The sequence below is a fragment of the Ochrobactrum sp. WV_118_8 genome (genome assembly GCF_039631535.1).
Lineage (GTDB): Bacteria > Pseudomonadota > Alphaproteobacteria > Rhizobiales > Rhizobiaceae > Brucella > Brucella anthropi.
The window spans coordinates 2,503,045-2,529,263 of the sequence record NZ_JBDIUZ010000001.1; the positions used below are offsets into that span (position 1 = coordinate 2,503,045).

Here is a 26,219-nt window from a genome sequence, read left to right on the forward strand (position 1 = left end):
GACGAAATTGGCATAGTCAAAGTTCAAAAAGAAAGGGTGCCGAGGCGCCCCTAAAACAACTTGAGATCAATCATCGCCCATCTTGAGCGCCTGAATGAAGGCTTCCTGTGGGATTTCGACCTTGCCGAACTGGCGCATGCGCTTCTTGCCTTCCTTCTGCTTTTCCAGAAGTTTGCGCTTACGCGTCACATCGCCGCCGTAGCACTTGGCTGTCACGTCCTTGCGCAGCGCCGAGATCGTCTCGCGCGCCACAATACGACCGCCGATGGCCGCCTGGATCGGGATCTTGAACATGTGCTGCGGGATCAGCTCTTTCAGCTTTTCGCACAGCGCGCGACCGCGCTTTTCCGCCGCCGAGCGGTGAACCAGCATCGAAAGCGCGTCGACCGGCTCCTCGTTCACAAGGATCGACATCTTGACCAGATCGCCCTCACGGTAATCCGAAAGATTGTAGTCGAACGAAGCATAGCCCTTCGAGATCGACTTCAGGCGATCGTAGAAATCGAACACCACTTCGTTGAGCGGCAGATCATAGGTGATCATGGCGCGGGGACCAACATAGGTCAGATCAATCTGCAGACCACGGCGCTCCTGGCAGAGCTTCATGATCGCGCCGAGATAATCATCCGGCGTCATGATGGTCGCACGAATCCATGGCTCTTCAATCGCATTGATCTTCACCACATCCGGCATATCGGCCGGGTTGTGCAGCTCTTTCTGCGATCCGTCCTGCATGTTCAGGCGATAGACAACCGAAGGCGCGGTCGTGATGAGGTCGAGATTGAACTCGCGCTCAAGACGTTCCTGAATGATTTCCAGATGCAGCAGGCCAAGGAACCCGCAGCGAAAGCCGAAACCAAGCGCAGCAGAGGTTTCCATTTCGAACGAGAACGACGCATCGTTGAGGCGCAGCTTGCCCATGGCAGCGCGCAGGTCCTCGAAATCCGCCGCGTCGACCGGGAACAGGCCGCAGAACACGACCGGCTGCGCGGGTTTGAAGCCAGACAGCATCTTGTTCGTCGGGCGGCGATCTTCGGTGATCGTATCGCCGACGCGGGTGTCGGCCACTTCCTTGATCGAAGCGGTGATGAAGCCAAGCTCGCCGGGACCGAGTTCGTCCACCTGAACCATCTTCGGCGTGAACACGCCGGTGCGTTCCACCGGATATTTCGCACCCGTGCCCATCATGCGGATGGTCTGGCCCTTTTTCAGGACGCCATCGATGATGCGCACCAGAACGATAACGCCGAGATAGCTATCGTACCAGCTATCGACCAGCATGGCCTTGAGCGGCGCATTGCGGTCGCCTTCCTTCGGCGCGGGCAACTGGGTGACGATGGCTTCGAGCACATCCTCGATGCCAATGCCGGTCTTGGCCGAAATATGCACGGCCTGCGCGGCATCGATGCCAATCACTTCCTCGATCTGCTGCTTGACGCGCTCAGGCTCGGCAGCGGGCAGGTCGATCTTGTTCAGCACGACCACGATTTCATGATTGTTGTCGATGGCCTGATAGACATTGGCCAGCGTCTGCGCTTCCACGCCCTGAGAGGCGTCCACCACCAGAAGCGAACCTTCGCACGCGGCCAGCGAGCGCGAGACTTCATAGGCGAAGTCGACGTGTCCGGGCGTGTCGATCAGGTTCAGCACATAATCTTCGCCGTTCTTCGCCTTGTAGCTGAGACGGACGGTCTGCGCCTTGATGGTGATGCCGCGCTCGCGCTCGATATCCATCGAGTCGAGAACCTGATCCTTCATCTCGCGCGTGTCCAGCCCGCCGGTCAACTGAATGAGGCGGTCGGCCAGCGTCGATTTGCCGTGATCGATATGGGCGACGATCGAAAAATTGCGAATATGGTCAAGTGGTGTGCTCATGCGCGCGATTTAACAGCAAGAAGCGGAATCTCAAAGCGGTTTTCGGATAAGTTCACGCTGAAACAAAAAAACGAACATGGGAAAAAGTCTTGCTATCATGATCGTGACAACAAGTCCCCTTTGCCTTGTGGCCAAAAGGCGATAAATCACCGGCAATATAGATGCATCGTGGCCGCTCATCGCAAGCGGCGCAACTGGCTTTCATGCAGGAGTTTAGGATGAAGACCGAACCGAACGAAGTCCACAACAGGCCGAAACTGGTCACCGTTTTCGGCGGCTCCGGCTTTGTCGGGCGCGCGGTCGTCGCAAGTCTCACCAAGCGCGGCTATCGCGTGCGCGTTGCCGTGCGCAAGCCGGAAGTTGCCTATTACATGGCTCCGCTCGGCAATGTCGGCCAGATTCAGATGGTCCAGGCCAATGTCCGCAACCGCGCTTCGGTCGAACATGTCGTCAAGGGTTCCGACCATGTCGTGAACCTCGTCGGCATCCTTGCTGAAAGCGGTCGCCAGCGTTTCAACACCGTTCAGGTGCTGGGCGCGAAGAACATCGCCGAAGCCGCCAAGGCCGCAGGCATTCGCATGACGCATCTGTCCTCGCTCGCAGCCGACGTCAATTCGCCATCGGATTACGCACGCACCAAGGGCGAAGGCGAAAACGCCGTTCTTTCCGTTCTGCCGGAAAGCGTCATCCTGCGCCCCTCGATCATTTTCGGCCCTGAAGACCGCTTCTTCAACCGCTTCGCCAACATGGCGCGCTTCTCGCCGTTCCTGCCAGCTATCGGCGGCGGCGAAACGAAGCTCCAGCCGGTCTATGTCGGTGATGTTGCGGAAGCCGTCGCCCGCGCCGTCGATGGCAAGCTGATGCCGGGTGGCGTCTATGAACTCGGCGGCCCGGATGTGCAGCCGTTCAAGAACTGGATGAAGGACATGCTCGGCGTTATCGCCCGCAAGCGCCTCATCATTTCCATGCCTTGGTGGGTTGCCCGTTTGCAGGCATCGATCCTCGGCCTGCTGCCGAACCCGATGCTCACCAACGATCAGGTGACGCTGTTGAAATTCGACAATGTCGTTTCCGAAAAGGCGATCAAGGAAGGCCGCACGCTGGAAGGCATGGGCATCACGCCGGAAGGCGTTGACGCCGTGCTGCCATCCTATCTGTGGCGCTACCGCGTTGCCGGCCAGTACACCAAAACCGGTTTTGCGTGAGACATTCCGCTCATCGGAAAATGAACAAGGGGCCGAAAGGCCCCTTTTCTTTTGCCCGATTTTTTATACGCCGAGCTTTGTCTGAATTTGACGACGTTCATCCCCAGACGAGAAGCGCAGCCAACCCCACCGATCCGACGATCAGGCGCCACCAGCCGAACAGCTTGAAGCCGTGGCGGGACACATAGTCAAGCAGATAGCGCACGACGAAAACGCCCGAGATGAAAGCCATTACGAAGCCGACCCCGATCAGCGCACCGTCGTTGAGCGACAGGATATTGCGGCTCTTGTAGAGGTCATAGGCAAAAGCGCCTGCCATGGTCGGCATAGCGAGGAAGAACGAAAACTCCGCCGCCGAGCGCTTGTCGGCCCCCAGCAGAAGCGAGCCGACAATGGTGGAGCCGGAGCGCGACACGCCTGGTATCATGGCCAGGCACTGGATGAAGCCGATGGCGAGGCACATGGGCAGCGGATAATCCATCACATCATGATAGCGCGGACGCAGATTGAGCTGGTCCACCCAGAGCAGGATGAAACCGCCGATGATGAGCATGATGCAGACAAGCATCGGCGTTTCAAACAGCACGCTTTTGATGAAGCCGTGCGCCAGCGCGCCGATGACAGCAGCGGGCAGGAAGGCAACCAGAATGCCGAAGACGAAGCGCCGCGTGCGGGCATCGCGAGGAAAATCGGTCAGGATTTTCAGAAGTTTTGCCGAATAGACAGTCAAGATGGCCAGAATGGCACCAAGCTGGATCAGAACCTCGAAGGTTTTTCCTGTGGATTCAAAACCAAGAAAATGGCCGATCAGCAGCAAATGCCCGGTGGAGGAAACCGGGATAAATTCGGTCAAGCCTTCGATAAGACCGAGAAACGCGGCTTCCAGCAGATTAAAAACATCCATGAAGTCAGCACCTTAGAATATTGGGCACCATGATGGCAGCAAGACCGGGCCGCGATTGCGGTTGCCGAGGCAAAAACGAGCACTTCCAGCGATTGCTTGTCTCACGCAGACATAGCCCTTATAGACTTTATATTCCGTTGAGGCGGCGTCGAATCGCTCGGTAGCAGGAATAGCCTGCTGCATGCGCAAACGCCAGCCGCCGTGCTATCTCCGGACGTTCAATTCAAGCTTCAGTCGAGAGTATCGCGTCGATCATGCTTACGCTTTTTCATCATCCCATGTCTTCGGGTTCGCGCTATGTGCGGCTCATCCTCGGCGAGTATGGCGTTGAAGCGGAGTTGATCGAGGAACGACCGTGGTCACGTCGCAAAGAATTTCTGGCGCTGAACCCGGCGGGCACCCTGCCCGTTCTTCTGGCTGAAAATGACCTTCCAGTCGTCGGCGCGACGGTGATTGCCGAATATCTGGACGAAACCCGTGGCGCCTTGAAACGCAGCCGCCGCCTTCTGCCGGAAAGCCCGATGGAGCGCGCCGAAGTGCGCCGCCTCGTTGACTGGTTTCTGCTGAAATTCGAAAATGAAGTCACACGCCACATCGCGCGCGAACGTGTGTTCAAGCTGCAGATGGCAGCCGAAATGGGCGGTAGCGCGCCGGATTCGACCGCTATCCGCGCCGCCCGCACCAATATCCGCCAGCACATGAAATATATCGACTGGCTGGCCGCGACCCGCGACTGGCTGGGTGGCGCGCATCCAAGCTATGCCGACATGGCTGCTGCTGCATGCATTTCCGTGCTAGACTATCTCGGCGAAATCGAGTGGGGCGAAACCAAAGCGGCGCGTGACTGGTATGCACGCATGAAATCGCGCCCGGCCTTCCGCCCATTGCTTTCTGACCGCGTGCGCGGGCTTGCCCCGGTGGCCCATTATGGCGACCTCGACTTCTAGTTCGAAAACCGAAAAGCTGAAGCGCTTCCTGATCGAAGAGGCGAAGGCGGTTGGTTTCGATGCCGTCGCCTTCACCACGCCGGATGCAATTCCGCAAGCGCCCGAACGGCTGCGCCAATATATTGCCGATGGCCACCACGCCGACATGGAATGGATGGAGGAAACCGAGGCGCGCCGCAGCGATCCAAGCGTGCTGTGGCCGGAAGTCCGTTCCATCATGATGCTGGCGATGAATTACGGGCCGGATGCCAACCCGCTCGCCATTCTGGAGCAACAGGATCGCGCGGCCATATCGGTCTACGCGCAAAACCGCGACTATCATGACATCATCAAGGGCAAGCTCAAGCATGTGGCGAGCCGTTTTGCCGCGCGCGCCGGACAGGATGTCAAAGTCTTCGTCGACACCGCGCCCGTCATGGAAAAGCCGCTGGCTGAGGCCGCGGGGCTCGGCTGGCAGGGCAAGCACACCAATCTGGTAAGCCGCGAGCTTGGCTCATGGCTGTTCCTCGGCTCCATCTTCACAACGGCGGAAATTCCGCCCGACAAGCCTGACCGCGACCATTGCGGCTCCTGCCGCGCCTGCCTCGACGCTTGTCCGACCAAGGCCTTCCCCTCGCCCTATCGCATCGACGCAAGGCGCTGCATTTCCTATCTCACCATCGAGAACAAGGGGCCGATCCCGCACGAATTCCGCAAGGCGATGGGCAACCGCATCTATGGCTGCGATGACTGCCTTTCCGTCTGCCCTTGGAACAAGTTTGCGCAGGCAACCAGCGAAATGAAGCTGAAAGCCCGCGACGATCTGAAAGCGCCGCGTCTGGCCGACCTGTTGACACTGGATGACCCCGCTTTCCGCACTTTGTTTTCGGGTTCCCCGGTGAAACGGATCGGGCGCGACCGCTTCCTCCGCAATGTGCTGATCGCCACCGGTAATTCCGGTGATAAAACGCTTCTGCCAGATGTCGAACGACTGCTGGAAGACGAAGCGCCTGTCGTGCGCGGCGCAGCTATATGGGCCTTGAAGCAATTGGCCAATCCCGACCGTGTGGCTGAAATGCAGAAACGTCTGGCCTCATCGGAAGAGGATGCTACGGTGCGGGCAGAGTGGAATACGGAGATAGTCTGATATGCGCGTTTTTCTGTTCGGAGCCGGTTATTCTGCCCAAGCCTTTGCTCAAAGGATGACAGGTGAGGCGGAACGCATCGACGGGACAACGCGGCACGAGCAGAAATTCCCGCTCCTTGAAAAGGCAGGCATAAAGCCGATGCTCTTTGACGGTGAAACACCTTCGCCCGACCTTCTGGACCGGCTTGCCCAATCGACCCATGTTGTCGTTTCGATTTCGCCCGGCGAAAGCGGCGACCCGGCGGTCGCCGTTGTAGAAGAAGCGCTTCGTCGCCCCGACAACACCATTCGCTGGATCGGCTATCTGTCGACGGTCGGCGTCTATGGCGACCATCAGGGCCAATGGGTGGACGAGACTGCTCCCTGCAAGCCTGCGTCCCGCCGCAGTCTGGAGCGGGTGGAAGCCGAAGAAGCATGGGGACAATTGAGCAAACGGCACGGAACGCCGCTCGCAATCTTGCGTCTTTCCGGCATTTACGGGCCGGGCCGCAACGCCTTCATTAATCTGGAACGCGGTACTGCACGGCGTATCATCAAAGACAATCAGGTCTTCAACCGCATCCACGTCGATGACATCGCCGGTAGCCTGCGTTTTCTGGCAGGAACCAACACGGGCGGAATCTTCAATATCACCGACAATGAACCAAGCCCGCCACAGGATGTCGTCACCTATGCAGCCGAACTGATGGGCGTGACGCCGCCGCCGGAAGTCCCCTTCGCGGAAGCCGACATGACGCCGATGGCGCGCTCCTTCTATGGCGAGAACAAGCGTGTCTCCAACCAGCGCATCAGGGATCTCGGCTATGAATTTGCCTATCCCGACTACGAGACCGCCTTTTCGGCCATGTGGCGCGACGATAGCTGGCACTGATTTGCATTGTTCAGATGCGGCTGTTAAAAATGCATCCGTAATCGAACCGGGACAAAACAGAATGAGCAGCACCGAACTCGCAACCAGATAAGCCGCAACAGCCTTTCCGACCTGTTGCGGCATCTGCCCCGGACCAATTTCCCTTAAAGCGCATCCCGAAAAGTGTGTAACGATTTTCGGATAAGACACGCGTTGTAAAGCAGGCAGATCGCCGCCCGAATTCTTTCTCGAGCGGATGCTTCGTCATGCCTTTTGATAACAAACAAACTCCACGCTGGAGTTACTCCCTGCCATTTGCGCTCGCGCTGATGGCCCCTTTCGACATTCTCGCCTCGCTGGCCATGGACATCTACCTGCCGGTCGTGCCGTCCATGCCCGCCATCCTGCAAACGACACCCGCCATGGTGCAGCTGACGCTCAGCCTCTACATGGTGATGCTGGGTGTCGGGCAACTGCTGTTCGGCCCGTTGTCGGACCGCTTCGGACGCAGGCCCATCCTGCTTGGTGGCGGATTGGTTTTCGCCCTTTCGTCCTTCGCGCTGGCGATTACCGACAATGCCGCGCTATTCGTGGCGCTTCGCTTCGTACAGGCAACGGGCGCCTCGGCGGCACTTGTCGCCACTTTCGCAACGGTGCGCGACGTCTATGCGACACGTCCCGAAGGCGCGACGATCTACGGCCTTTTCAGCGCCATGCTTTCCTTCGTCCCTGCGCTTGGCCCGATTGCCGGTGCACTGATTGCAAAGGGTTTCGGATGGCGGACAATCTTCGCATTGCTGGGCCTGTTCGGTCTCATCGCAACATGGCGCGCCTTGCGCCACTGGCACGAGACACGACCGACCGGCGATGCGCCAAACGCCGGCAGTCTGGGGCGGATCATAAAGGATTTCCGCTTCTGGACCTACACGCTCGGCTTTGCCACGGCGATGGGCACGTTCTTCGTATTCTTTTCTACCGCACCGCGCATTCTGATCGAACGCAGCGGCTTCGGCGAAACAGGATTCAGCCTTGCTTTCGCAAGCGTTGCCGGCGTCATGATCGCCGCCACGCGCATCCTGCCGCGCCAGACGCAGAAATGGGGTGCCCATACAAGCGTGGCCCTTGGCATGGTCGTGCTCCTTGCCAGCGCACTCCTGCTTCTGGCGGGCGAGACACTGCTGCAACCATCATTCACAAGCCTCATCGTCCCGATGTGGCTTGCCGCTGTCGGGATCGTTCTCACCGCATCGATAACGGCGAATGGTGCGCTTGCAGCTTTTGACGACAATGCGGGCATGGCGGTCGCAGTCTATTTCTGTGTTCAGAGCCTGATCGTCAGTCTCGCAGGAACCGCACTGGTCATTTTCCTGCCTGGCGATACTGCCTGGCCATTGATCACCTTCTGCACCTTCATGCCGTTGCTGGTTCTGGCCATGCTTGCAAGGCTACGAAAGAGCTGAGGGAAATGGCGGTCGGCAGCACAAACTGTCGACCGCCATTGAAGCCCTGCCGTGGACACCGCATAATGCCCGCAATCCGGTTGTCTTGATTCGCAGCCGCAGCCCCTAGAGCGCCGTGCGTCCATATGGACGCACAAAGGATGCTCTAACCGATCGAATCTACGCATCGTACTTTCCGAAAATCGTAATCGATTTTCGGGCCGATGCTGTAGGCAAAACATGGAACTGCCCCATGATCGCAAACAGATTGAAGAAGATCATTCTCGCAGCCTCGCTGGCCGCAATGATCGCGCCCGACTTCGCGCCAATGGCCATGGCGGAAGACATGCCGGCCAAACAGGCTTTCGGCGGTGAAAGGCTTCCTGTGCTGACGCAGCAGCCACAATCCATCGGCTTTTATGCCAAAGGATGTCTTGCCGGGGCGGTGGCATTGCCGACGGACGGACCGAACTGGCAGGTCATGCGCCTTTCGCGCAACCGCCGCTGGGGTCATCCGCGCATGATCGGTCTTCTGGAGAAACTGTCCCGCGATGCAGCACAGGACGGCTGGCCCGGCCTGCTCGTCGGTGACATCTCACAGCCGCGCGGCGGCCCGATGCTCACCGGTCATGCCTCGCATCAGGTCGGCCTCGATGCCGATATCTGGCTGACACCGATGCCGAAAAAGCGGTTTTCCGATGCCGAACGCGAAAGCGTTTCCGCCGTTTCGATGCTGAAACCGGATTCGCTTTATGTGGACCCGAAAAAGTGGACCCCTGCCCGCACGGCCCTCATCAAGCATGCCGCAAGCTATCCGGAAGTCGAGCGCATCTTCGTGCATCCGGGCATCAAGAAGCAGCTTTGCGACACAGTGACGGGCGACCGAAGCTGGCTCGGCAAGGTTCGCCCCTATTGGGGGCACTTCTACCATTTCCACGTGCGCCTGACCTGCCAGCCCGGTTCGCCTCAATGCAAGGGACAGCCGAAAGTGGCTTCTGGCGACGGTTGCGACAAGTCGCTCGCCTGGTGGTTTACCGACGAGCCATGGAAGCCTGCAAAGCCGTCGAAGGAACCGCCAAAAAAGCCGCGTCCGGTGATGGTTTCCGATCTGCCGAAGGCCTGTGCCGCCGTCCTCAACGGCCCTGCGCCGAATTCGGTTGCGGATGTCACCTACGGCGTGCAGTAAAGGCTTTTAGCGCTTTTCAGGTCTTTGGCACTTCGCTATAGATTTAAAACGATTTAGAATGCTAATGACAAGGTTATCAACTCGTAAGGTTGCTCATTCATGACGGAACGCCTGCGCATCGCATTGATCGCCCACGACCAGAAGAAGGATGACATGGTCGCCTTCGCCAAAGCGCATGAGCAGGCTTTGGCCCGCTTTGACATCGTGGCGACGGGGACGACCGGCAGCCTCATTCTGGATGCCTGTCCTTCACTCAGCATTCAGCGTGTGAAAAGTGGGCCGCTCGGCGGAGACCAGCAGATCGGCGCGATGATCGCGGAAGGCACGGTGGAAGTGCTCATCTTCTTCATCGACCCGCTGTCCCCGCTTCCGCACGATGTCGATGTGAAGGCGCTGACACGCCTTGGCAGCGTCTACGATATTCCAATGGCGCTCAATCGCGCGACAGCGGAAAAACTGATCAAAGCGCTTGATTAAAGCGCATCCCGAAAAGTGTGAAACGGTTTTCGGAAAAGATGCGCGTAAAAACAAATGATTAGAGCGCGATCTGATCCAATCAGATCGAAACGCGCTCTAATCCTGCACAAGACAGGCTCGCCCGCGGAAGACCACCGCGGGCGGAAGACATGACCAGGGAGAGGGCATGCTGGCGAAGTACAGCATGTCTCCCAAAAGTGGGAACCGGCTTTGGGACAAAAACATGCATGAAAACAAAGAGATAGAGCTGGTCGAACAGGGGTTCCGGTTTCCAGTACTCGTCGGCGATATCGGCGGCACCAATGCCCGCTTTGCTATCCTGGTGGATTCCAATGCAGAGCCGAAGGAATTTCCCGTTCTCCAGACAGCGGATTATGCAACCATCGATGAGGCGATACAGAGCGCCATTCTTGATCACACTTCGATCCGGCCACGCTCCGCAATTCTCGCCGTCGCCGGTCCCGTCGACGGTGACGAAATCGACCTCACCAATTGCGACTGGGTCGTGCGCCCGAAGAAGATGATCGCCGATCTCGGTTTCGAGGACGTGACCGTGCTGAACGATTTCGAGGCGCAGGCGCTTGCCGTCGTGTCTCTCGGCAGCGATCATCTGGAACAGATTGGCGGCAAGCCGGAAGAAGTGATTGCCACCCGCGTCGTACTCGGACCGGGCACGGGGCTTGGCGTTGCCGGTCTTGTCCGCACACGCCATGCATGGGTGCCGGTGCCTGGCGAAGGCGGCCATATCGATATCGGCCCACGCACTGAACGCGATTATCAGGTCTTCCCGCATATCGAGCGCATCGACGGCCGCGTCGCTGGCGAACAGATCCTGTGCGGCCGCGGCCTGCGCAATCTCTATCTTGCCATATGCGCCGCCGACAAGGTGACGCCAACGCTGGAAACACCTGCCGACATCACTTCAGCAGGGCTCGATGGCAGCAATGCGCAGGCGGAAGAAACCCTGCATCTGTTCGTCACCTATCTCGGACGCGTTGCAGGCGATCTGGCGCTGATCTTCATGGCGCATGGCGGTGTCTATCTTTCCGGCGGCATTCCGCAGCGCATCCTTTCTGCGCTCAAGTCCGGCGCTTTTCGCGAAGCATTCGAAGACAAAGCCCCGCACAAGGCCATCATGCGCGACATTCCTGTCCGCGTTATCACGCACCAGCTTGCAGCCCTCACAGGGCTTTCCGCCTTTGCGCAGGCCCCCGCCCGTTTCGAAGTTTCGACCGAAGGACGCCGCTGGCGCATTAGAGCATGATTCCGAAAAGTGGGAACCGGTCTTCGGGTAAAATCATGCTCAAACAAAAATTTAGAGCGGGATGATGGTTCAGCTTAAAAACATCCCGCTCTGACCGACAAAGCTTGAGGATGGTCAAGCCGCACGGATAACGTTATAGAAACGCTGCACTGAAATTGCCGATGGCTTTTTCAGTGCAGCGTTTCCGTATGGGAAGTCGTATTTTTCAACGATAGCCGCCGGACCTGCCGGAGGGCTAAGAGACAAAAAGCGCTTTTGCACGTGAGTCTATTTAAGAAGAAAAACAAGAAGATCGATACGGGCGAAGCAACCCGCGTAATCCGGCGCATGATGTCGGAAAACATCCGCGAATATAAAAAGAACTACATTATCGCCATTCTGGCATCGCTCATCGTCGGCGGATCGAATGGCGCATTGGCCTATATGATGAAGCCGATGATCGACAAGATCTTCTATGAGCAAAATCTCGCTCTGGTCTGGGTCATTTGTGGCACATTGCTGGCCATCTTCGTATTGCGTGGCATTTCCGGCTATATACAGGCTGTGGAACTGGCCAAGATCGGCAACAATCTGGTCGCGCGTTACCAAAAGCGCATTTTCGACCATCTGATGAAGCTCGGTCTCGATTTCTATAACGACACCCGTTCCGGTCATCTGGCAGCGCAGATCAATCAGAACGTTTCCGGCATTCGCGATCTGCTCAACATGACGATTTCGTCGATCGCGCGCGATTTCATCTCGCTCGTCGGTCTCGTCGGCATGATGTTCTACATGGATCCGGTTCTGTCCGTTGCGATTTTCCTGATCGGACCGCCGCTTATTCTCGCCGTTGCCTATATTTCGCGCCGCATTCGCTCTGTCACCCGTGATCTCGTGCATCTCAATTCCCATCTGCTGGGCGCGATGCAGGAATCGATTCAGGGCATTGCCATCGTCAAGGCCTTTACGATGGAAGACCAGTTGCGCGCCAAGATCGGCAAGCTCATCGACCAGTCCGAAGGCCGTAGCAACAAGATCGCCAAGGTCTCCGAGCGCACGACGCCCATTTCCGAAATGCTGGCAGGTTTTGCCGTCTCCGGCGTGCTGGCCTATAGCGGCTACCGCGCCATTCTCGAACAACAACCGCCCGGCGCAACCTTTGCTTTCATCACCGCAATGCTGCTTGCCTATGATCCGGCTCGCCGCCTCGCCCGCCTTCAGGTCGGGCTGGAAAAGGCGCTCGTCAATGCGCGCATGATCTATGAAGTGCTGGATATAGAGCCGCGCCAGCGCGATCTTCCAAACGCCGTGGAACTGAAAGCCGGTCCTGGCGAAATCCGCTTCGAGGATATCTATTTCTCCTACAACGAGACCGCGCCGGTGCTTCACGGCGTCAGCTTCGTCGCCAAGGCGGGCGAAACCACTGCCGTGGTCGGCGCGTCAGGCGCGGGCAAATCGACGCTCATCAATCTTGTCCAGCGCTTCTACGATCTCGACAGCGGCAAGATCCTGTTCGACGGACAGGATATCGCACAGGTCAAGAAACGGTCGCTGCGCCATGCCATCGCCTATGTCTCGCAGCAGCCCTATCTGTTTGAAGGCACCATTGCCGACAATATCCGCTATGGCCGCCCGGACGCGACGGATGAGGAAATCATCGAGGCGGCGAAACTTGCCCATGCGCATGAATTCATCCTGCAACAGCCGCAGGGCTACGACACGCCGGTCGGCGAAAACGGCGTAACGCTTTCTGGCGGCCAGCGCCAGCGCGTCTCGATCGCTCGCGCCATCGTGCGCAATGCGCCGGTTCTCCTGCTCGACGAAGCGACTTCCGCCCTCGACAACGAATCGGAGAAGCGGGTCCAGCAAGCGCTGGAAGGCATCATGCAGAACCGCACCACAATCGTGATCGCCCATCGTCTTTCCACGGTGGTCAATGCAAATCGCATCGTGGTGATGGAAGCTGGTCGTGTGGTGGAAGAAGGGCGTCACGACGATCTGATCGGCATCCAGAACGGCGTCTATGCCCGCTTTTATCAATTGCAGAGCGGCAACGGCGATATCATCACCGAAAAAACGGCAGAAGAATTGCGGACAGGAGAACCCCGATGAGCGGAGAAACGCAGAACAGCGAAGTGGGCCTCGTCGTCGTCGGCGCTGGCGGACGCATGGGCCAGACGTTGATCCGGACCATCCAGACCATCGAAGGCGCGAAACTGGTCGGTGCCATCGAACGCTCCAGCTCTCCACTTCTCGGCAGGGATGCGGGCGAAGTCACCGGCATTGGCCCGCTCGGCGTGACAATCACCGACGATCCGTTGCCGGTCTTTGCCAAGGCGCAGGGCGTCCTCGATTTCACAAGCCCTGCGGCAAGCATGGAATTTGCAGGGCTTGCTGCGCAAGCGCGCATCGTGCACGTCATCGGCACGACGGGCTGCTCGGCCGAAGACGACGAGAAAATCCGCGCCGCCGCCCGCCATGCAACCATCGTCAAATCCGGCAATATGAGCCTCGGCGTCAATCTTCTGTCCGTTCTGGTGCAGAAAGCAGCGCAAGCGCTCGATCCTGCAGATTTCGACATCGAAATTCTCGAGATGCACCACAAGCACAAGGTCGATGCACCGTCCGGCACCGCGCTGCTTCTCGGCGAAGCGGCAGCCAGGGGACGCGATATCGCACTGGCGGAAAACAGCGTGCGCGTGCGTGACGGTTATACAGGCCCGCGCGAAACCGGCTCCATCGGCTTTGCAACATTGCGCGGCGGTTCGGTCATCGGCGACCATTCGGTGATTCTGGCCGGTCCCGGTGAACGCGTCGTTCTCTCCCATCATGCCGAAGACCGGTCGGTGTTTGCACGCGGTGCCATCAAGGCCGCACTCTGGGCCCATGGCAAAAAGCCCGGTCTCTATTCGATGCTCGATGTTCTCGGGCTGAACGACTGATCGTTTCCACCGGAGCGCCGATCCGACCTGTTCAGATCAGCTCTCCAGAGTTTTGTCTTATCGCGCATCTTATCCGAAAACCGCTTCACACTTTTCGGGATGCGCTCTCTAACGGAGCGTTGCATATGTCTCGTACTCTCGTCCTGGTCCGCCACGGTCAAAGCGAGTGGAACCTCAAGAACCTCTTCACCGGATGGCGCGATCCGGGCCTGACCGAACAGGGCCATGCCGAGGCGAAGGCCGCAGGCCAGCGCCTGAAAGCTGCCGGTCTGAAGTTCGACATCGCCTATACGTCTGCGCTGTCGCGTGCGCAGGTGACCTGCCAGCACATTCTGGACCAGCTCGATCAGTCTGATCTCAAGACGATCCGCGATCAGGCCCTGAACGAGCGCGACTATGGCGATCTGTCCGGCCTCAACAAGGATGATGCCCGCGCCAAGTGGGGCGAGGAACAGGTCCATATCTGGCGCCGTTCCTACGACGTCCCGCCTCCGGGCGGCGAAAGCCTGAAGGATACCGGCGCGCGCGTTTGGCCGTACTATCTGCACACAGTGCAGCCACACGTGCTGCGTGGCGAAACCGTTCTGGTTGCAGCCCACGGCAATTCGCTCCGCGCACTGATCATGGCGCTCGATGGTCTGACACCGGAACAGATTCTCAAGCAGGAACTCAACACCGGTGTTCCGGTCGTTTACCGGCTCAATGCCGATTCGACTGTCGCTTCGAAGGAAATTCTCGAAGCCTGATAGCTCTTTGGCTGTGAATTTGTCGGGCGCGTCAGCGCGTCCGTCCCTCTTTTCAACGCGAAAAAAGCATTGGCTGAAAAAAAGCTGGCTGAATGTCGAAAACGCGATTGACAGAGGCAGATCGACCCCTTAGATGGGTCCTCGTCGCCCAGATGGCGGAATTGGTAGACGCACCAGCTTCAGGTGCTGGCGCTCGCAAGGGCGTGGAGGTTCGAGTCCTCTTCTGGGCACCATTTCCAAGTCTTCGGACCACTACCAAGGTCCAGAAGCACCCCAAAAAGCCCGCGCAAGCGGGCTTTTTTGTTTCTGGATTGTCGTTCCGACAGGATCAGCTTCAAGCCGGTTAATCCGACCAACAGATTTGGCAGTCGATGCAGTTTTCTCCCTCCGAACGCGACGCTTTCTTCGAATTGCTGAAATGGCGGCGCGATGTCCGTCACTTCAGCGATAGAGCCATAGACGGCGGAACCATCGATGCTTTGCGCGAAGCGATGGATTATGCTCCCTCCGTCGGCAATGCCCGCCCCTGGCGCGTGATTTCGGTTGAAACTGCTGCAATACGCGCAGCGGTGCACGACAACTTTCTGGAAGCCAACCGGTCGGCCGCACAAATCTATGAAGGCTCGCGCGCGGAGCATTACCGCGATTTGAAACTGGAAGGCATCAGCGTTGCTCCAGTGCAGCTTGCCATTTTTACCGAGACTGCGCCCGTCGAAGGGCAAGGCCTCGGCAGACAATCCATGGCCATTACGCTGGAGCACAGCACGGCAATGGCGGTCCAGAATCTCAATCTGGCGGCAAGATCGTTCGGGCTTGGCGTCGGTATGGTTTCCATTCTCGATCCACATGCAATGGAAACGCTTTTCAAGACTCCGCCCAGCTGGCGCTTCAGCCTCTATCTGTGCATCGGCTGGCCGCTGGCTGATGACGACTCACCCCTGCTGCACCGAAACGGCTGGCAGAAAAACAAAGCGACGATCTGGCATCGTTCCTAGAGCGCAAGAGACGCAAGGCGGCAGAAATACCTCCTGACAGCCCGCATCTATCCTGATCCGCCCCTACCTTGTAAGGTAGGCCCCGCGTGGCGGGCTTTCTGGGAGGAAAATCATGCGACGGATCATTGTTGGAACGTTCCTGAGCCTCGACGGCGTGATGCAGGCGCCGGGTGGGCCGGAGGAGGATCGTACCGGCCAATTCGAATATGGCGGCTGGACAGTGCCCTATTGGGACGATGTGGTTGCCGAAGCCATGGGCGAAAGCTTTTCCAAGCCGTTCGACCTGCTTTTGGGCAGACGCACCTACGATATTTTTGCTGCCCACTGGCCGCATCAGGTAACAGACCCCAACGACCCCGGCTTCGTATCCGGCGAAGGCGAGATCGCCAAAATGTTCAATGATGTAACGAAATATGTCGCGACGCACAGGCCGGAAAGCCTGAACTGGCAGAACAGTGAACTGCTGGGCGACGATATCATCGCCTCACTGAGAGCCATCAAGGCCACGGAAGGCCCTGACCTGTCAGTCTCGGGCAGCAGCGAACTGGTCCATCAGTTACTTGCCAGCGATCTGGTCGATGAGTTGCGGCTGTTGATCTATCCGGTCGTCCTTGGCAAAGGTAAGCGTCTCTTCGACGGGCAATCCGTGCCATCAGCCTTCAAGCTGGTCAGCTCCACCACATCGCCCAGCGGCGTCATCATTGCCAATTATCAGCGTTCAGGCGAACTCAAGACCGGATCTTTTGCGATGGACCACCCATCGGAAGAAGAAATCGAGCGACGTAAGAACCTTTCCTGATTCCAGCCGGGCTTCCCGAACCATTGGAGTAGAGAACCCGCCCCTTCGGTAAGGCTTTGTCAACAGCCCTATGAATTGTGCCTATTGCGCTGATCTCGCAATTGGCGGCACAATCCGACGTCCTTTGCTCTAATTCATTTGCTTACAAATATAATAACGGGGAGCGAATATGCGCCGTAAAGGCTTGCTGGAATTCGGGAGAAACAGAACGCTCTACGGCCTGTTTCTGTTCTGCGCGATCTGCGCCATTGCGGGCAGTCTCATGAGCTATAATGGCGAGGATTCCGCCTGGCGCCGGCTGCACTATCTGACCAAGCCAACCGCAACCCTACTGCTGCTCGCCGCCGTCCTTTGCGCCGAACGCCCCAAATCGAAATCCTATGGCTTTGCCGTCGCCTTTGGCCTGGCTTTTGCAGCACTCGGGGACTTTTTCCTGATGTTGCCCGGCGATTATTTCATGGCGGGCCTGATCTGCTTTCTCATCACCCATTGCGCCTATATCTATGCGCTTTGCCGCCATACGCGCTTTGCCGCGCATAAAGGCGTTTTCGTCCTTTTTGCCATCGCAGCCTTGGCCATCATAGCAGGCCTTTGGTCGTCGCTGCCGACGTCGATGAAAATCCCGGTCGTCATCTATGCCGCAGCGCTCGGCATCATGGCGGCGCAGGCGATGAGCCGCGCGCTCGGCACCGAGCCGGAAATGCCACAGCGCTATGCCGCATGGCTCGCGGCAGCAGGCGGCCTCTTCTTCATGGCAAGCGACACGCTGCTTGCTTACGGACGCTTCAGCCTCGACATTCCGCTGAACGGTCTGTGGGTGCTTGCAACCTATTATGCTGCGCAATTCCTCTTTGCCCGCTCGACCGAGGATTTTGCCTATGGCGACTGAAGAACAGGCATTGCAGCTCTCATTCGAGCGCCTGCGTCACGCATGGCTTGAAGACCGCCCGGCCTATCAGCAGCGTCTGGACGACCTGAAGCGCCTGCGCGAGCGGCTCGAAGCAAGACTGGATGAAATGGCGAAGGCCATCAGCGCGGATTTTGGTAATCGCTCGCTGCACGAAACCCTGCTCGGTGAAGCCAGTGTCGTCTTTGCCGAAATCGATGATGCCCTGCACAATCTCAAGCGCTGGATGAAACCGAAACGCCGTAAGGCAGGCTGGAAAATGTGGCCAGCCAAGGCCGAAATCCGTTATGTTCCGCTCGGTGTGGTGGGGATCATCGCGCCGTGGAATTATCCGGTCAATCTGGCCTTGGCGCCGCTTGTCGCGGCAATAGCAGCTGGAAACCACGTTTTCCTGAAACCGTCCGAACACACACCGCGCACAGCCGAATTCCTGCAAAGCCTGCTTGCCGATGTGTTCCCGGAGGATCGTGTTACCGTGGCGCTTGGCGATGCTTCCCTGTCAGCGCAATTTGCATCACTGCCATTCGACCATCTCTTTTTCACCGGCTCCACAGCTGTCGGGCGCAAGATCATGGCGGCGGCGGCACCAAACCTGACCCCGGTGACGCTTGAGCTTGGCGGCAAGTCACCTGCCATCGTCAGCGAAAACGCCAATCTCAAACGCGCCGCCCGAGCGATCGCGACAGGAAAATTCTTCAACGCGGGGCAGACCTGCATCGCACCTGACTATGTTCTGATCCATCACAGCAAGCGCGACGAATTCGTGAACCTTCTGCGTGCCGAAATGCAGGCACGTTACGGCAGCGCATCAGCGGAAAAAGACCGCACGACGATCATCAACGATGCTCAGGAAGCGCGACTGTCGGAACTCTTGGCCGATGCCGCAAACAGGAGCGAGGCCGTCATTGAGCTTCCGGCAAGCTCCGAACAGCCGCGATCAATGGCGCCTGCGCTCGTGCTGGAACCTGCCGCCGACAGCACGATCATGCGGGAGGAGATTTTCGGCCCGCTTCTGCCAATCGTCAGCTATCGCCTGCTCGACGATGCAATCGGCTTTGTTCTCAAGCTTGACCGCCCGCTGGCGCTTTACTGCTTCAGCGATAACACTGCAGAAATTGAAATGATGCTCAGCCGTATCGTTGCGGGCGGCGTCTGCGTCAACGACACGCTCTACCATTTCGCCTGCAGCAGCCTGCCATTCGGCGGGGTGGGTGCAAGCGGTATGGGCCAGTATCATGGCCATGACGGTTTTCTGACCTTTTCCAAGGCAATGCCCGTCCTGACCAAATATGCCCCGGCTCCGAGCGACCTCATCAAGCCGCCCTATACCGGCCTCACTGACAGGCTGATCCGTTTCATTGCAAGATGAGGTTGGGAACTATGCCAACATCCTCCGCGTTCGGATATTGAGATCGCCTGATTGTGTAGGGAATTGCTATTCAAACAGAGATACAATCTGACTATATAAAGACTGATCGCCGGTTCATTTCTCCGGCATAGTCATAGTCTTTCAGAACAGAATACCTGACAGGTGAAAAACGGGTGCTGAAAAAGAAAGAACCAAACCGGATATCGAAGTCCATCCTGACTGCTATCCGGAACAGGCCGGGTTTCAGGCCGCTCAACGCCAATATTACCGGCGGTGATATCGTCATTGCATCCTACAATGTCCACAAATGCATCGGTATCGACAAACAGTTCAACCCGCAGCGAACGGCTGAAGTCATCAGTGAAATCGACGCGGATGTGATTGCCCTGCAGGAAGCCGACAGGCGTTTCGGCGAGCGTTCCGGCCTGCTTGATCTCGGCCTGCTTGAGCGCCGCCATGGGCTCGTTCCAGTCCCCATCACCGCAACAATGCCCAAGGGCCACGGCTGGCACGGCAATGTGCTTCTGTTCCGTGAAGGTGTGGTGCGCAATGTGCAGCAGCTCAAGCTTCCCGGTGTCGAACCGCGCGGTGCACTGGTTGCGGACCTGCAGTTTCCGGCAGGCCCCCTGCGCGTGATCGCCGCGCATCTTGGCCTTCTGAAACGCTCCCGCGAACAGCAGGCCGAAAGCATTCTTACTGCCTTGCAGGAAGCCGATACGGTGCCGACCTTACTGATCGGCGACCTCAACGAATGGCGCATCGGCAAGCGCTCGTCACTCGCTGCCCTCATGCCGACATTCAACCATGTCGCCACAGCAGTCCCGAGTTTCCCGTCGCGGTTCCCGGTTTTTGCGCTGGATCGCGTGCTCGGAGCACCGCACAATCTCGTTACATCGGTTGAAGTGCACAACACGCCACTGGCGCGCCTGGCATCCGATCACCTGCCCATCAAGGCGCATCTTGACCTCAAATCGGCAACGAACCTGCTGGAAGAATTCAGCCCGGAAATATTCACGAGCAGGACGGGATAATTCTCAGAGATAAGGCGAACCCAGCCATATAATCCGGTCCAGCAGACGCTCCAGAAATGGCCTGTTCTTGAGACGCGCAAGATTGACCTCGCGGCTACCCTCGATCACCTTGCCGATGCGTTCTTCCACCTGACGCGCCACGTCGCGGTCGAGAATTTCAAGATCGACCTCGAAATTCAGTCGCAGCGAGCGCGGATCAATATTGGACGATCCGACATAAGACCAAGCACCGTCGATGGTCATCAGTTTCGAATGATTGAAAGCGCCGCCTGCCCGCCAGATGCGGCAACCATCCTTCAACAGTTGGTCGAACTGCGCGCGCATGGCGCGATCCACCAGCTTCAGATTGTTGACGCCCGGCACGACGATATCGACTGACACGCCGCGCCGCGCCGCCGTCACCAGCGCGCTGATCAGTTCACGGTCCGGCAGAAGATAAGGCGTCATGATGAGAATATGCTGCTCGGCAATCGAGAAAGCGCCCATCATCATGCGCTGGTTGGTTTCCACATTCTTGTCGGGGCCTGACCCGACGACACGCACCAGCGTTCCCGTTCCCGGCGGGTTTTCCGGCGGCGCTATCTTCCATGCCTCGCCGGTCAGAAGTTCGCCGGTCGCAAAGCGCCAATCTTCGGATGCAATATGGAAGAGATCGGCAATCGCCGGGCCTTCAAGCTTGAAATGCGTATCGAAGGCAACCGCTTTGCCCGCGATCGCACGCACGAAACCCGCTCTGATATTCATGCCGCCGGTAAAGGCGATCTTGCCGTCAACAATGAGAATTTTGCGGTGGGTGCGCAGGTTCGCATAAGGCAGGCGCAACCCGATGATGATGTTGCCGTTGAACACATCGACGGCAACACCCTTGTCCTTCAAAAGCTTCACGATGCTCGGAAAGGAATAGCGCGCGCCAACAGCGTCGACCAGCACCCGCACTTCCACACCGCGCTTGACCGCATCACCCAGAGCATCGGCAAATTTTTCGCCAATGGCGTCCCGGTCGAAAATATAGGTTTCCAGCATGATGCTGCGCTCGGCTCTGCTTATCGCGTCGAGCATTGCGGCGTAAGCTTCGTCCCCCGTTTCCAGCATCTCGATGCTGTTGCCGCTGGTGAAATCATAGAGGCTGACGGCATCGCCCAATATCTTCATCGCCCCGAACTGGCGTCCGAAGGCGGCGCGCACGAGGTCGTTCGTCGTATCGAAATGCGACAGGTGATAGAGCGCGATCTTGCCCATATTGGCGCGCTGGTGGGTGAGCGTCGACCGCCGGATACGGTTCACGCCCGCAATGGCATAGACCACCGCCCCGACGATGGGCGACAGCACGATCACGCCTACCCAGCCGATGGCCGTGCGTACCTCGTCCTTCGTCATCGTCGCGTGAATGGCGGCAATCGCGCCCAGAACGCCCGACAGAACGAACAGGATATGCGGCCAGTAGTGGGAAACGAGATCGAACATCACATGAACTTTAAGCGGAAAACGACTGCAATAGCAAAGAGATATAATGCGCGGTCGAGCGAACGAACAGAGTAGACAACTATGATCCCACACGCCTCGCACAAAAGCTGGTCAAATCCCGGACATGCCTTATATTGTTCCCGAGGCATGACAATTTGAGGGACGTCTCATGGCAACAGCTCATAATGATTTCGACCGCCCGACCTTTCCAAAGGAACTTTCCAGCAAATGGGGGTGGTTCGTCGCCCTTGGGGTCGCACTGCTGATCCTCGGAGGCATCGCCTTCGGTAATCTCGTTCTGGCCACCGTAGTCTCGGTCTACTATGTCGGCCTGATGATGCTGATTGGCGGCGTCATCGAGATCATTCACGCCTTCGGCGTCAAAACATGGGGCAGCTTCTTCTTCTGGCTCCTGAGCGGCCTGCTCTACACGGCAGCCGGTATCGTCGCCTTCATCAATCCGGTGCTAGCGGCTGGCGTGATGACCTTCCTTCTGGCGGCAGCTCTTCTCGGCTCCGGCGCTTTCCGCATCTGGCTCGGCTTCAAATCGAAACCGTCCGCCGGTTGGGGCTGGATCGTCGCAGCCGGTGTCATCACCATGCTGCTCGGTCTCATCATCGCCATGCAATGGCCGGTCAACAGCCTGTTCATTCTTGGTCTTTTCCTGGCGATAGACCTGATCTTCCAGGGCTGGTCCTTTATTGCCTTCGGCCTTGGCATCAAGAGCCAATAAACATCACAGATCACTGGCAAAGCGGCGCGCACTGCGCCGCTTTTTCATTTGAACTCGACCTTTCGGCCAAGTCCTGCTAGATGCTCCCCAACATCTTCGCGGCGCGCTTTCACGCGCAGCCCAACGTTTCGCCATCACGAGTTTCTTCATGCCCGCTGACCATCCCGTTTCCAAGCGCCGCACATTCGCGATCATCGCGCACCCGGACGCCGGTAAGACCACGCTGACCGAAAAGCTGCTGCTGTTCGGCGGCGCCATCCAGCTCGCCGGTGAGGTGAAGGCCAAGAAGGACCGCATCCAGACCCGTTCGGACTGGATGAACATCGAACGCGACCGCGGCATCTCGGTCGTCACCTCGGTGATGACCTTCGAATACAAGGATTGCATCTTCAACCTGCTCGATACACCGGGCCACGAAGACTTCGCAGACGACACCTACCGCACGCTGACTGCTGTGGATTCCGCCGTCATGGTCATTGACGCCGCCAAAGGTATTGAGCCGCGCACGCTGAAGCTGTTCGAAGTCTGCCGCATGCGCGATATTCCCATCGTCACTTTCGTCAACAAGATGGACCGCGAAGCGCGCGACCCGCTCGAGATCCTCGACGAGATCGAAGAAAAGCTGGCGCTCGACACGGCCCCGATCACCTGGCCTATCGGCTCAGGCAAGAGCTTTGCAGGCACCTTCGACCTGCATAACGACACGATGCGTCGTCAGGACAATGAAGAGCAGCCGACCAAGGTCAGCGGCCCGGAAGAAGCCGCCGCACTGCTGCCTGAAAACGAACGCGAGGCATGGCTCGAAGGCGTGGAACTGGCACGCGGCGTCTGCCGTCCGTTCGACCTCGCCTCCTTCCGCGAAGGTCATATGACGCCGGTTTATTTCGGTTCGGCGCTGAAGAATTACGGCGTGCGCGACCTCATCGAAGCTTTCTGCGATTTCGGCCCCTCACCCCGCGACCAGCAGGCCGACACGCGCATGGTTGGCTCCACCGAAGACAAGATGACCGGTTTCGTGTTCAAGATTCAGGCCAATATGGACCCGAACCACCGCGACCGCATCGCATTCCTGCGCGTCTGCTCGGGCAAGCTGTCGCGCGGCATGAAGGCAAAGCTGGTGCGCACCGGCAAGCCAATGAGCCTGTCTGCGCCGCAATTCTTCTTCGCACGTTCGCGCCAGATTGCCGACGAAGCCTTTGCGGGCGACGTGGTCGGCATTCCGAACCACGGCACGCTGCGCATCGGCGACACGCTGACCGAGGGTGAAGATATCCTGTTCCGTGGCGTGCCGAACTTCGCGCCGGAAATCCTGCGCCGCGTGCGTCTGGACGACGCCATGAAAGCCAAGAAGCTGCGTGAAGCGCTGCAGCAGATGGCCGAAGAAGGCGTCGTACAGCTCTTCGTGCCTGATGACGGTTCTCCAGCCATTGTCGGCGTCGTCGGCGCTCTTCAGATCGACGTTCTGACCGAACGCCTGAAAGTGGAATATTCGCTGCCGGTCGGCTTTGAAATGTCGCGCTTCTCGGTCTGCCGGTGGATTACGGCAGATGATCCGGCCGAACTCGACCGTTTCATCGCCTCGCATCGTGCCGATATCGCCCACGACCTCGATCACGATCCGGTCTTCCTTGCCCAGAACGGCTTCTCTCTCAATTACGAAGCCGAACGCTGGAAGGATATTCGCTTTGCCACCGTCAAGGACTATCAGGTCCGCGACAAGGCCTGATACGGTAAGGTGATATGACCGATCCTGTTCTGGCTGCTCTCGATTTGCCCGATGCACTGCTGCATCGGCTTACCGGTTATAGCAGCCAGCAGGATGAGCTTGGCCGCTCGACCGCCAATGTCCTGCTTCTCGATCATGACGAACATGAACCGCTCGTTCTGAAAATCGAACCGGCAAGTACCGTCAGCGAACTTGCCGGTGAAGGCGCCCGGCTCGAATGGCTCGCAACGCAGGGATTGCCTTGCCCCAAGGTCGTTACGTACGAGACGCAGGCCGACCGCCACTTTCTTTTGATGACGCGCCTTGCCGGATCGGACCTCGCCTCATCTGTCGGCACTCTCCCGGCGGACCGCATCGTCTCCATTCTCGCGAAAGCCTTGAAGGCGCTGCACAGCGTCGATCCCGCCGCTTGTCCCTTCGACCACCGGCTGGACCGTCGCATTGAAGACGCGCGCAAGCGGGTCGAAGCCGGTGCCGTCGATGAAGATGATTTCGATGACGAGCGCGAAGGCCGCAGCGCCAAAGACCTGTTCACCGAACTTTGCCGCCTGAAACCGTCACAGGAAGATGTGGTCGTGACTCACGGCGATGCTTGCTTGCCAAATTTCATGGCCAGCGAATGTGCATTCACAGGCTTTATCGACTGCGGCAGGCTCGGCCGTGCAGACCGCTATCAGGATCTTGCACTAGCCTGCTGGAGCATTCGCTACAATCTGGGCGACGAATGGGTACAGCCTTTTCTCGACATTTATGGCGGCCCGGCAATCGACGAAACGAAAATTGCCTATTACCGTTTGCTGGACGAGTTTTTCTAAACCGGCATCGCTCAAGAACGCTTAGCCTTTCGTTTCCAAAAGCCGCTCAGCAATCTTCTCCGCCAGTTTTTCAGCCACTTGTTCCTTGCTCATTTCCGGCCATTCCTCGATGCCGGAACGGCTTAGAATGCGGACATGATTGCGGTCGCCACCCATGACGCTGCTGCCATCCGGCGCATGCGAAACATCGTTGGCGACGATCCAGTCCGCGCCTTTCTTCTCAAGCTTGGCTCTCGCGTTTCCGGCCACGTCCTGCGTTTCAGCCGCAAAGCCCACCACAAGACCGGGGCGCTTGTCGCTATGACCGACGCCGGCCAGAATGTCAGGGTTTTCGACCATGGCAAGCGTCGGCGCGCTTTCACCGGGTTTCTTCTTGATCTTCTGTCCGGCTTCATTGGCCGTGCGCCAGTCGGCAACCGCTGCAACCATAATTGCCGCATCGGCAGGAAGATGCCGCTCCACAGCAGCCTTCATTTCACGCGCCGTCTCGACATGAATGACATCGACGCCTTCGGGGTCAGGAATGATGACCGGGCCGGACACCAGATGCACCGTCGCACCAAGCCGCGCCAGCGCCGCCGCAATAGCGTGGCCCTGCTTGCCCGACGAACGGTTGGCAATGTAGCGCACCGGATCAATTGGCTCGTGCGTGGGGCCGGACGTCATGACAATGGTTTTGCCTGCAAGTGGCTTTGCCTGCGGAGCAAGCAGGTTCTCGATTGCCGCGACAATCGCCAGTGGCTCGCTCATCCGGCCCGTTCCGGCTTCACCGCTTTCCGCCATCTCCCCTCTCTCCGGGCCGATGAAGCGAACGCCGTCTTTTTCAAGCGTCAGGCGGTTGCGTCTGGTCGCGGGATTCTCCCACATGGCCGGGTTCATGGCAGGCGCAATCAGTACTGGAACTTTGCGCGCCAGCAGAACAGCGCTGGCCAGATCATCGGCAAGCCCGTTCGCCATCTTCGCCATCAGGTCCGCAGTCGCAGGCGCGACGACGATCAGGTCCGCATCGCGGGCAAGCCGGATATGCCCGACATCCTGCTCGTCCTCACGCGAGAACAGATCGGTGAAGACATGATCGGCAGAAACTGCGCCAATGGTCAGCGGTGTCACGAATTGCTGCGCTGCAGCCGTCATCAACGGGCGCACATGCGCGCCACGTTCGCGCAGACGGCGGATGAGGTCCGGCGTCTTATAGGCGGCAATGCCACCACCGATAATGAGAAGAATGCGCTTCCCGGCCAGCGACGCACCCGCGCCGGGAGACACTGCAACAGCCTGCGGAGCTATATCCTGCCCCGCCAACAGAATGCGCGCTTCCTCTTCCATGGAGCGCCCGTTCTGCGCTGCCCTGATACGCAGCCGTTCCTTGGCGTCATCATCGAGATTACGGATGGTAATGCTGGCCATTTGATTGCACCCGCTTGTTACAAGTGCAATCAT

The 26,219-nt window shown here is 58.3% G+C and carries 23 protein-coding genes and 1 tRNA gene; 20 read left to right on the plus strand and 4 right to left on the minus strand.

What is annotated here, in order from left to right; translation table 11 throughout:
* Window positions 1–66: 66 nt before the first annotated feature.
* A complete protein-coding gene (gene lepA, locus ABDF71_RS12110; protein WP_010659407.1) occupies window positions 67–1,875 on the minus strand; it encodes a translation elongation factor 4 in 1,809 nt (602 codons plus the stop codon).
* Between the two features lie 218 nt (window positions 1,876–2,093).
* Between lepA and ABDF71_RS12115 the strand changes: the two genes are divergently transcribed.
* Window positions 2,094–3,080 carry a complex I NDUFA9 subunit family protein gene (locus ABDF71_RS12115; RefSeq protein WP_029929346.1) on the plus strand — a complete coding sequence of 329 codons (987 nt, stop codon included), beginning with the start codon at window positions 2,094–2,096 and terminating at the stop codon, window positions 3,078–3,080.
* A 97-nt stretch (window positions 3,081–3,177) separates the two neighbouring features.
* On the opposite strand, the gene ABDF71_RS12120 is transcribed toward ABDF71_RS12115, so the two are convergent.
* A complete protein-coding gene (locus ABDF71_RS12120) occupies window positions 3,178–3,984 on the minus strand; it encodes an undecaprenyl-diphosphate phosphatase (RefSeq protein WP_010659405.1) in 807 nt (268 codons plus the stop codon).
* 254 nt (window positions 3,985–4,238) lie between these two features.
* Between ABDF71_RS12120 and ABDF71_RS12125 the strand changes: the two genes are divergently transcribed.
* The 16 genes from ABDF71_RS12125 (at window position 4,239) to ABDF71_RS12200 (ending at window position 20,041) form a co-directional block, all read left to right on the plus strand.
* On the plus strand, window positions 4,239–4,931 hold the full coding sequence (locus ABDF71_RS12125) for a glutathione S-transferase family protein (RefSeq protein ID WP_010659404.1): 693 nt from the start codon (window positions 4,239–4,241) through the stop codon (window positions 4,929–4,931).
* The gene (gene queG / locus ABDF71_RS12130; RefSeq protein ID WP_500061591.1) at window positions 4,912–6,057 is read left to right on the plus strand and encodes a tRNA epoxyqueuosine(34) reductase QueG; all 1,146 of its coding nucleotides are present in this window, start codon (window positions 4,912–4,914) and stop codon (window positions 6,055–6,057) included. The genes ABDF71_RS12125 and queG overlap by 20 nt, the downstream gene beginning before the upstream one ends.
* A gap of 1 nt (window position 6,058) precedes the next feature.
* Window positions 6,059–6,928, plus strand: coding sequence for an SDR family oxidoreductase (locus tag ABDF71_RS12135; protein WP_454622909.1), 870 nt, complete (start codon window positions 6,059–6,061; stop codon window positions 6,926–6,928).
* A 245-nt stretch (window positions 6,929–7,173) separates the two neighbouring features.
* Window positions 7,174–8,367 carry a CmlA/FloR family chloramphenicol efflux MFS transporter gene (cml, locus tag ABDF71_RS12140; protein WP_500061592.1) on the plus strand — a complete coding sequence of 398 codons (1,194 nt, stop codon included), beginning with the start codon at window positions 7,174–7,176 and terminating at the stop codon, window positions 8,365–8,367.
* A 232-nt stretch (window positions 8,368–8,599) separates the two neighbouring features.
* Window positions 8,600–9,532, plus strand: coding sequence for a penicillin-insensitive murein endopeptidase (gene mepA / locus ABDF71_RS12145; protein WP_029929355.1), 933 nt, complete (start codon window positions 8,600–8,602; stop codon window positions 9,530–9,532).
* Between the two features lie 99 nt (window positions 9,533–9,631).
* Window positions 9,632–10,009 (plus strand): methylglyoxal synthase, encoded by a 378-nt coding sequence (locus ABDF71_RS12150; protein WP_010659399.1) that lies wholly within the window; start codon window positions 9,632–9,634, stop codon window positions 10,007–10,009.
* Window positions 10,010–10,232: 223 nt separating this feature from the next.
* Window positions 10,233–11,273 carry a glucokinase gene (locus ABDF71_RS12155; RefSeq protein WP_012091428.1) on the plus strand — a complete coding sequence of 347 codons (1,041 nt, stop codon included), beginning with the start codon at window positions 10,233–10,235 and terminating at the stop codon, window positions 11,271–11,273.
* Window positions 11,274–11,534: 261 nt separating this feature from the next.
* On the plus strand, window positions 11,535–13,364 hold the full coding sequence (locus tag ABDF71_RS12160) for an ABC transporter ATP-binding protein (protein ID WP_029929357.1): 1,830 nt from the start codon (window positions 11,535–11,537) through the stop codon (window positions 13,362–13,364).
* Window positions 13,361–14,194, plus strand: coding sequence for a 4-hydroxy-tetrahydrodipicolinate reductase (dapB, locus tag ABDF71_RS12165; protein ID WP_500061593.1), 834 nt, complete (start codon window positions 13,361–13,363; stop codon window positions 14,192–14,194). Before ABDF71_RS12160 ends, dapB begins: the two co-directional genes overlap by 4 nt.
* 125 nt (window positions 14,195–14,319) lie before the next feature.
* The gene (locus ABDF71_RS12170; protein WP_433760662.1) at window positions 14,320–14,940 is read left to right on the plus strand and encodes a 2,3-bisphosphoglycerate-dependent phosphoglycerate mutase; all 621 of its coding nucleotides are present in this window, start codon (window positions 14,320–14,322) and stop codon (window positions 14,938–14,940) included.
* A 146-nt stretch (window positions 14,941–15,086) separates the two neighbouring features.
* Window positions 15,087–15,173, plus strand: a tRNA-Leu gene (locus ABDF71_RS12175).
* A gap of 138 nt (window positions 15,174–15,311) precedes the next feature.
* Window positions 15,312–15,935 carry a 5,6-dimethylbenzimidazole synthase gene (bluB, locus tag ABDF71_RS12180; RefSeq protein ID WP_500061594.1) on the plus strand — a complete coding sequence of 208 codons (624 nt, stop codon included), beginning with the start codon at window positions 15,312–15,314 and terminating at the stop codon, window positions 15,933–15,935.
* A gap of 112 nt (window positions 15,936–16,047) precedes the next feature.
* A complete protein-coding gene (locus tag ABDF71_RS12185; RefSeq protein WP_151615444.1) occupies window positions 16,048–16,734 on the plus strand; it encodes a dihydrofolate reductase family protein in 687 nt (228 codons plus the stop codon).
* Between the two features lie 169 nt (window positions 16,735–16,903).
* Window positions 16,904–17,623, plus strand: coding sequence for a lysoplasmalogenase (locus tag ABDF71_RS12190; protein WP_500061595.1), 720 nt, complete (start codon window positions 16,904–16,906; stop codon window positions 17,621–17,623).
* On the plus strand, window positions 17,613–19,010 hold the full coding sequence (locus ABDF71_RS12195) for a coniferyl aldehyde dehydrogenase (RefSeq protein WP_151615446.1): 1,398 nt from the start codon (window positions 17,613–17,615) through the stop codon (window positions 19,008–19,010). Before ABDF71_RS12190 ends, ABDF71_RS12195 begins: the two co-directional genes overlap by 11 nt.
* A 173-nt stretch (window positions 19,011–19,183) precedes the next feature.
* Window positions 19,184–20,041 carry an endonuclease/exonuclease/phosphatase family protein gene (locus ABDF71_RS12200; protein WP_010659390.1) on the plus strand — a complete coding sequence of 286 codons (858 nt, stop codon included), beginning with the start codon at window positions 19,184–19,186 and terminating at the stop codon, window positions 20,039–20,041.
* Window positions 20,042–20,044: 3 nt separating this feature from the next.
* On the opposite strand, the gene cls is transcribed toward ABDF71_RS12200, so the two are convergent.
* Window positions 20,045–21,505 (minus strand): cardiolipin synthase, encoded by a 1,461-nt coding sequence (gene cls / locus ABDF71_RS12205; protein ID WP_010659389.1) that lies wholly within the window; start codon window positions 21,503–21,505, stop codon window positions 20,045–20,047.
* Window positions 21,506–21,674: 169 nt separating this feature from the next.
* Between cls and ABDF71_RS12210 the strand changes: the two genes are divergently transcribed.
* The 3 genes from ABDF71_RS12210 (at window position 21,675) to ABDF71_RS12220 (ending at window position 24,779) form a co-directional block, all read left to right on the plus strand.
* Window positions 21,675–22,238 carry an HdeD family acid-resistance protein gene (locus tag ABDF71_RS12210; RefSeq protein WP_151615447.1) on the plus strand — a complete coding sequence of 188 codons (564 nt, stop codon included), beginning with the start codon at window positions 21,675–21,677 and terminating at the stop codon, window positions 22,236–22,238.
* 148 nt (window positions 22,239–22,386) lie between these two features.
* On the plus strand, window positions 22,387–23,964 hold the full coding sequence (locus ABDF71_RS12215; protein WP_010659387.1) for a peptide chain release factor 3: 1,578 nt from the start codon (window positions 22,387–22,389) through the stop codon (window positions 23,962–23,964).
* 14 nt (window positions 23,965–23,978) lie between these two features.
* On the plus strand, window positions 23,979–24,779 hold the full coding sequence (locus ABDF71_RS12220; protein ID WP_010659386.1) for an APH(3')-II family aminoglycoside O-phosphotransferase: 801 nt from the start codon (window positions 23,979–23,981) through the stop codon (window positions 24,777–24,779).
* A 21-nt stretch (window positions 24,780–24,800) separates the two neighbouring features.
* Here the strand turns inward: ABDF71_RS12220 and coaBC are convergent, their stop codons facing one another.
* Window positions 24,801–26,186 carry a bifunctional phosphopantothenoylcysteine decarboxylase/phosphopantothenate--cysteine ligase CoaBC gene (gene coaBC, locus ABDF71_RS12225; protein ID WP_235918646.1) on the minus strand — a complete coding sequence of 462 codons (1,386 nt, stop codon included), beginning with the start codon at window positions 26,184–26,186 and terminating at the stop codon, window positions 24,801–24,803.
* Window positions 26,187–26,219: the final 33 nt, after the last annotated feature.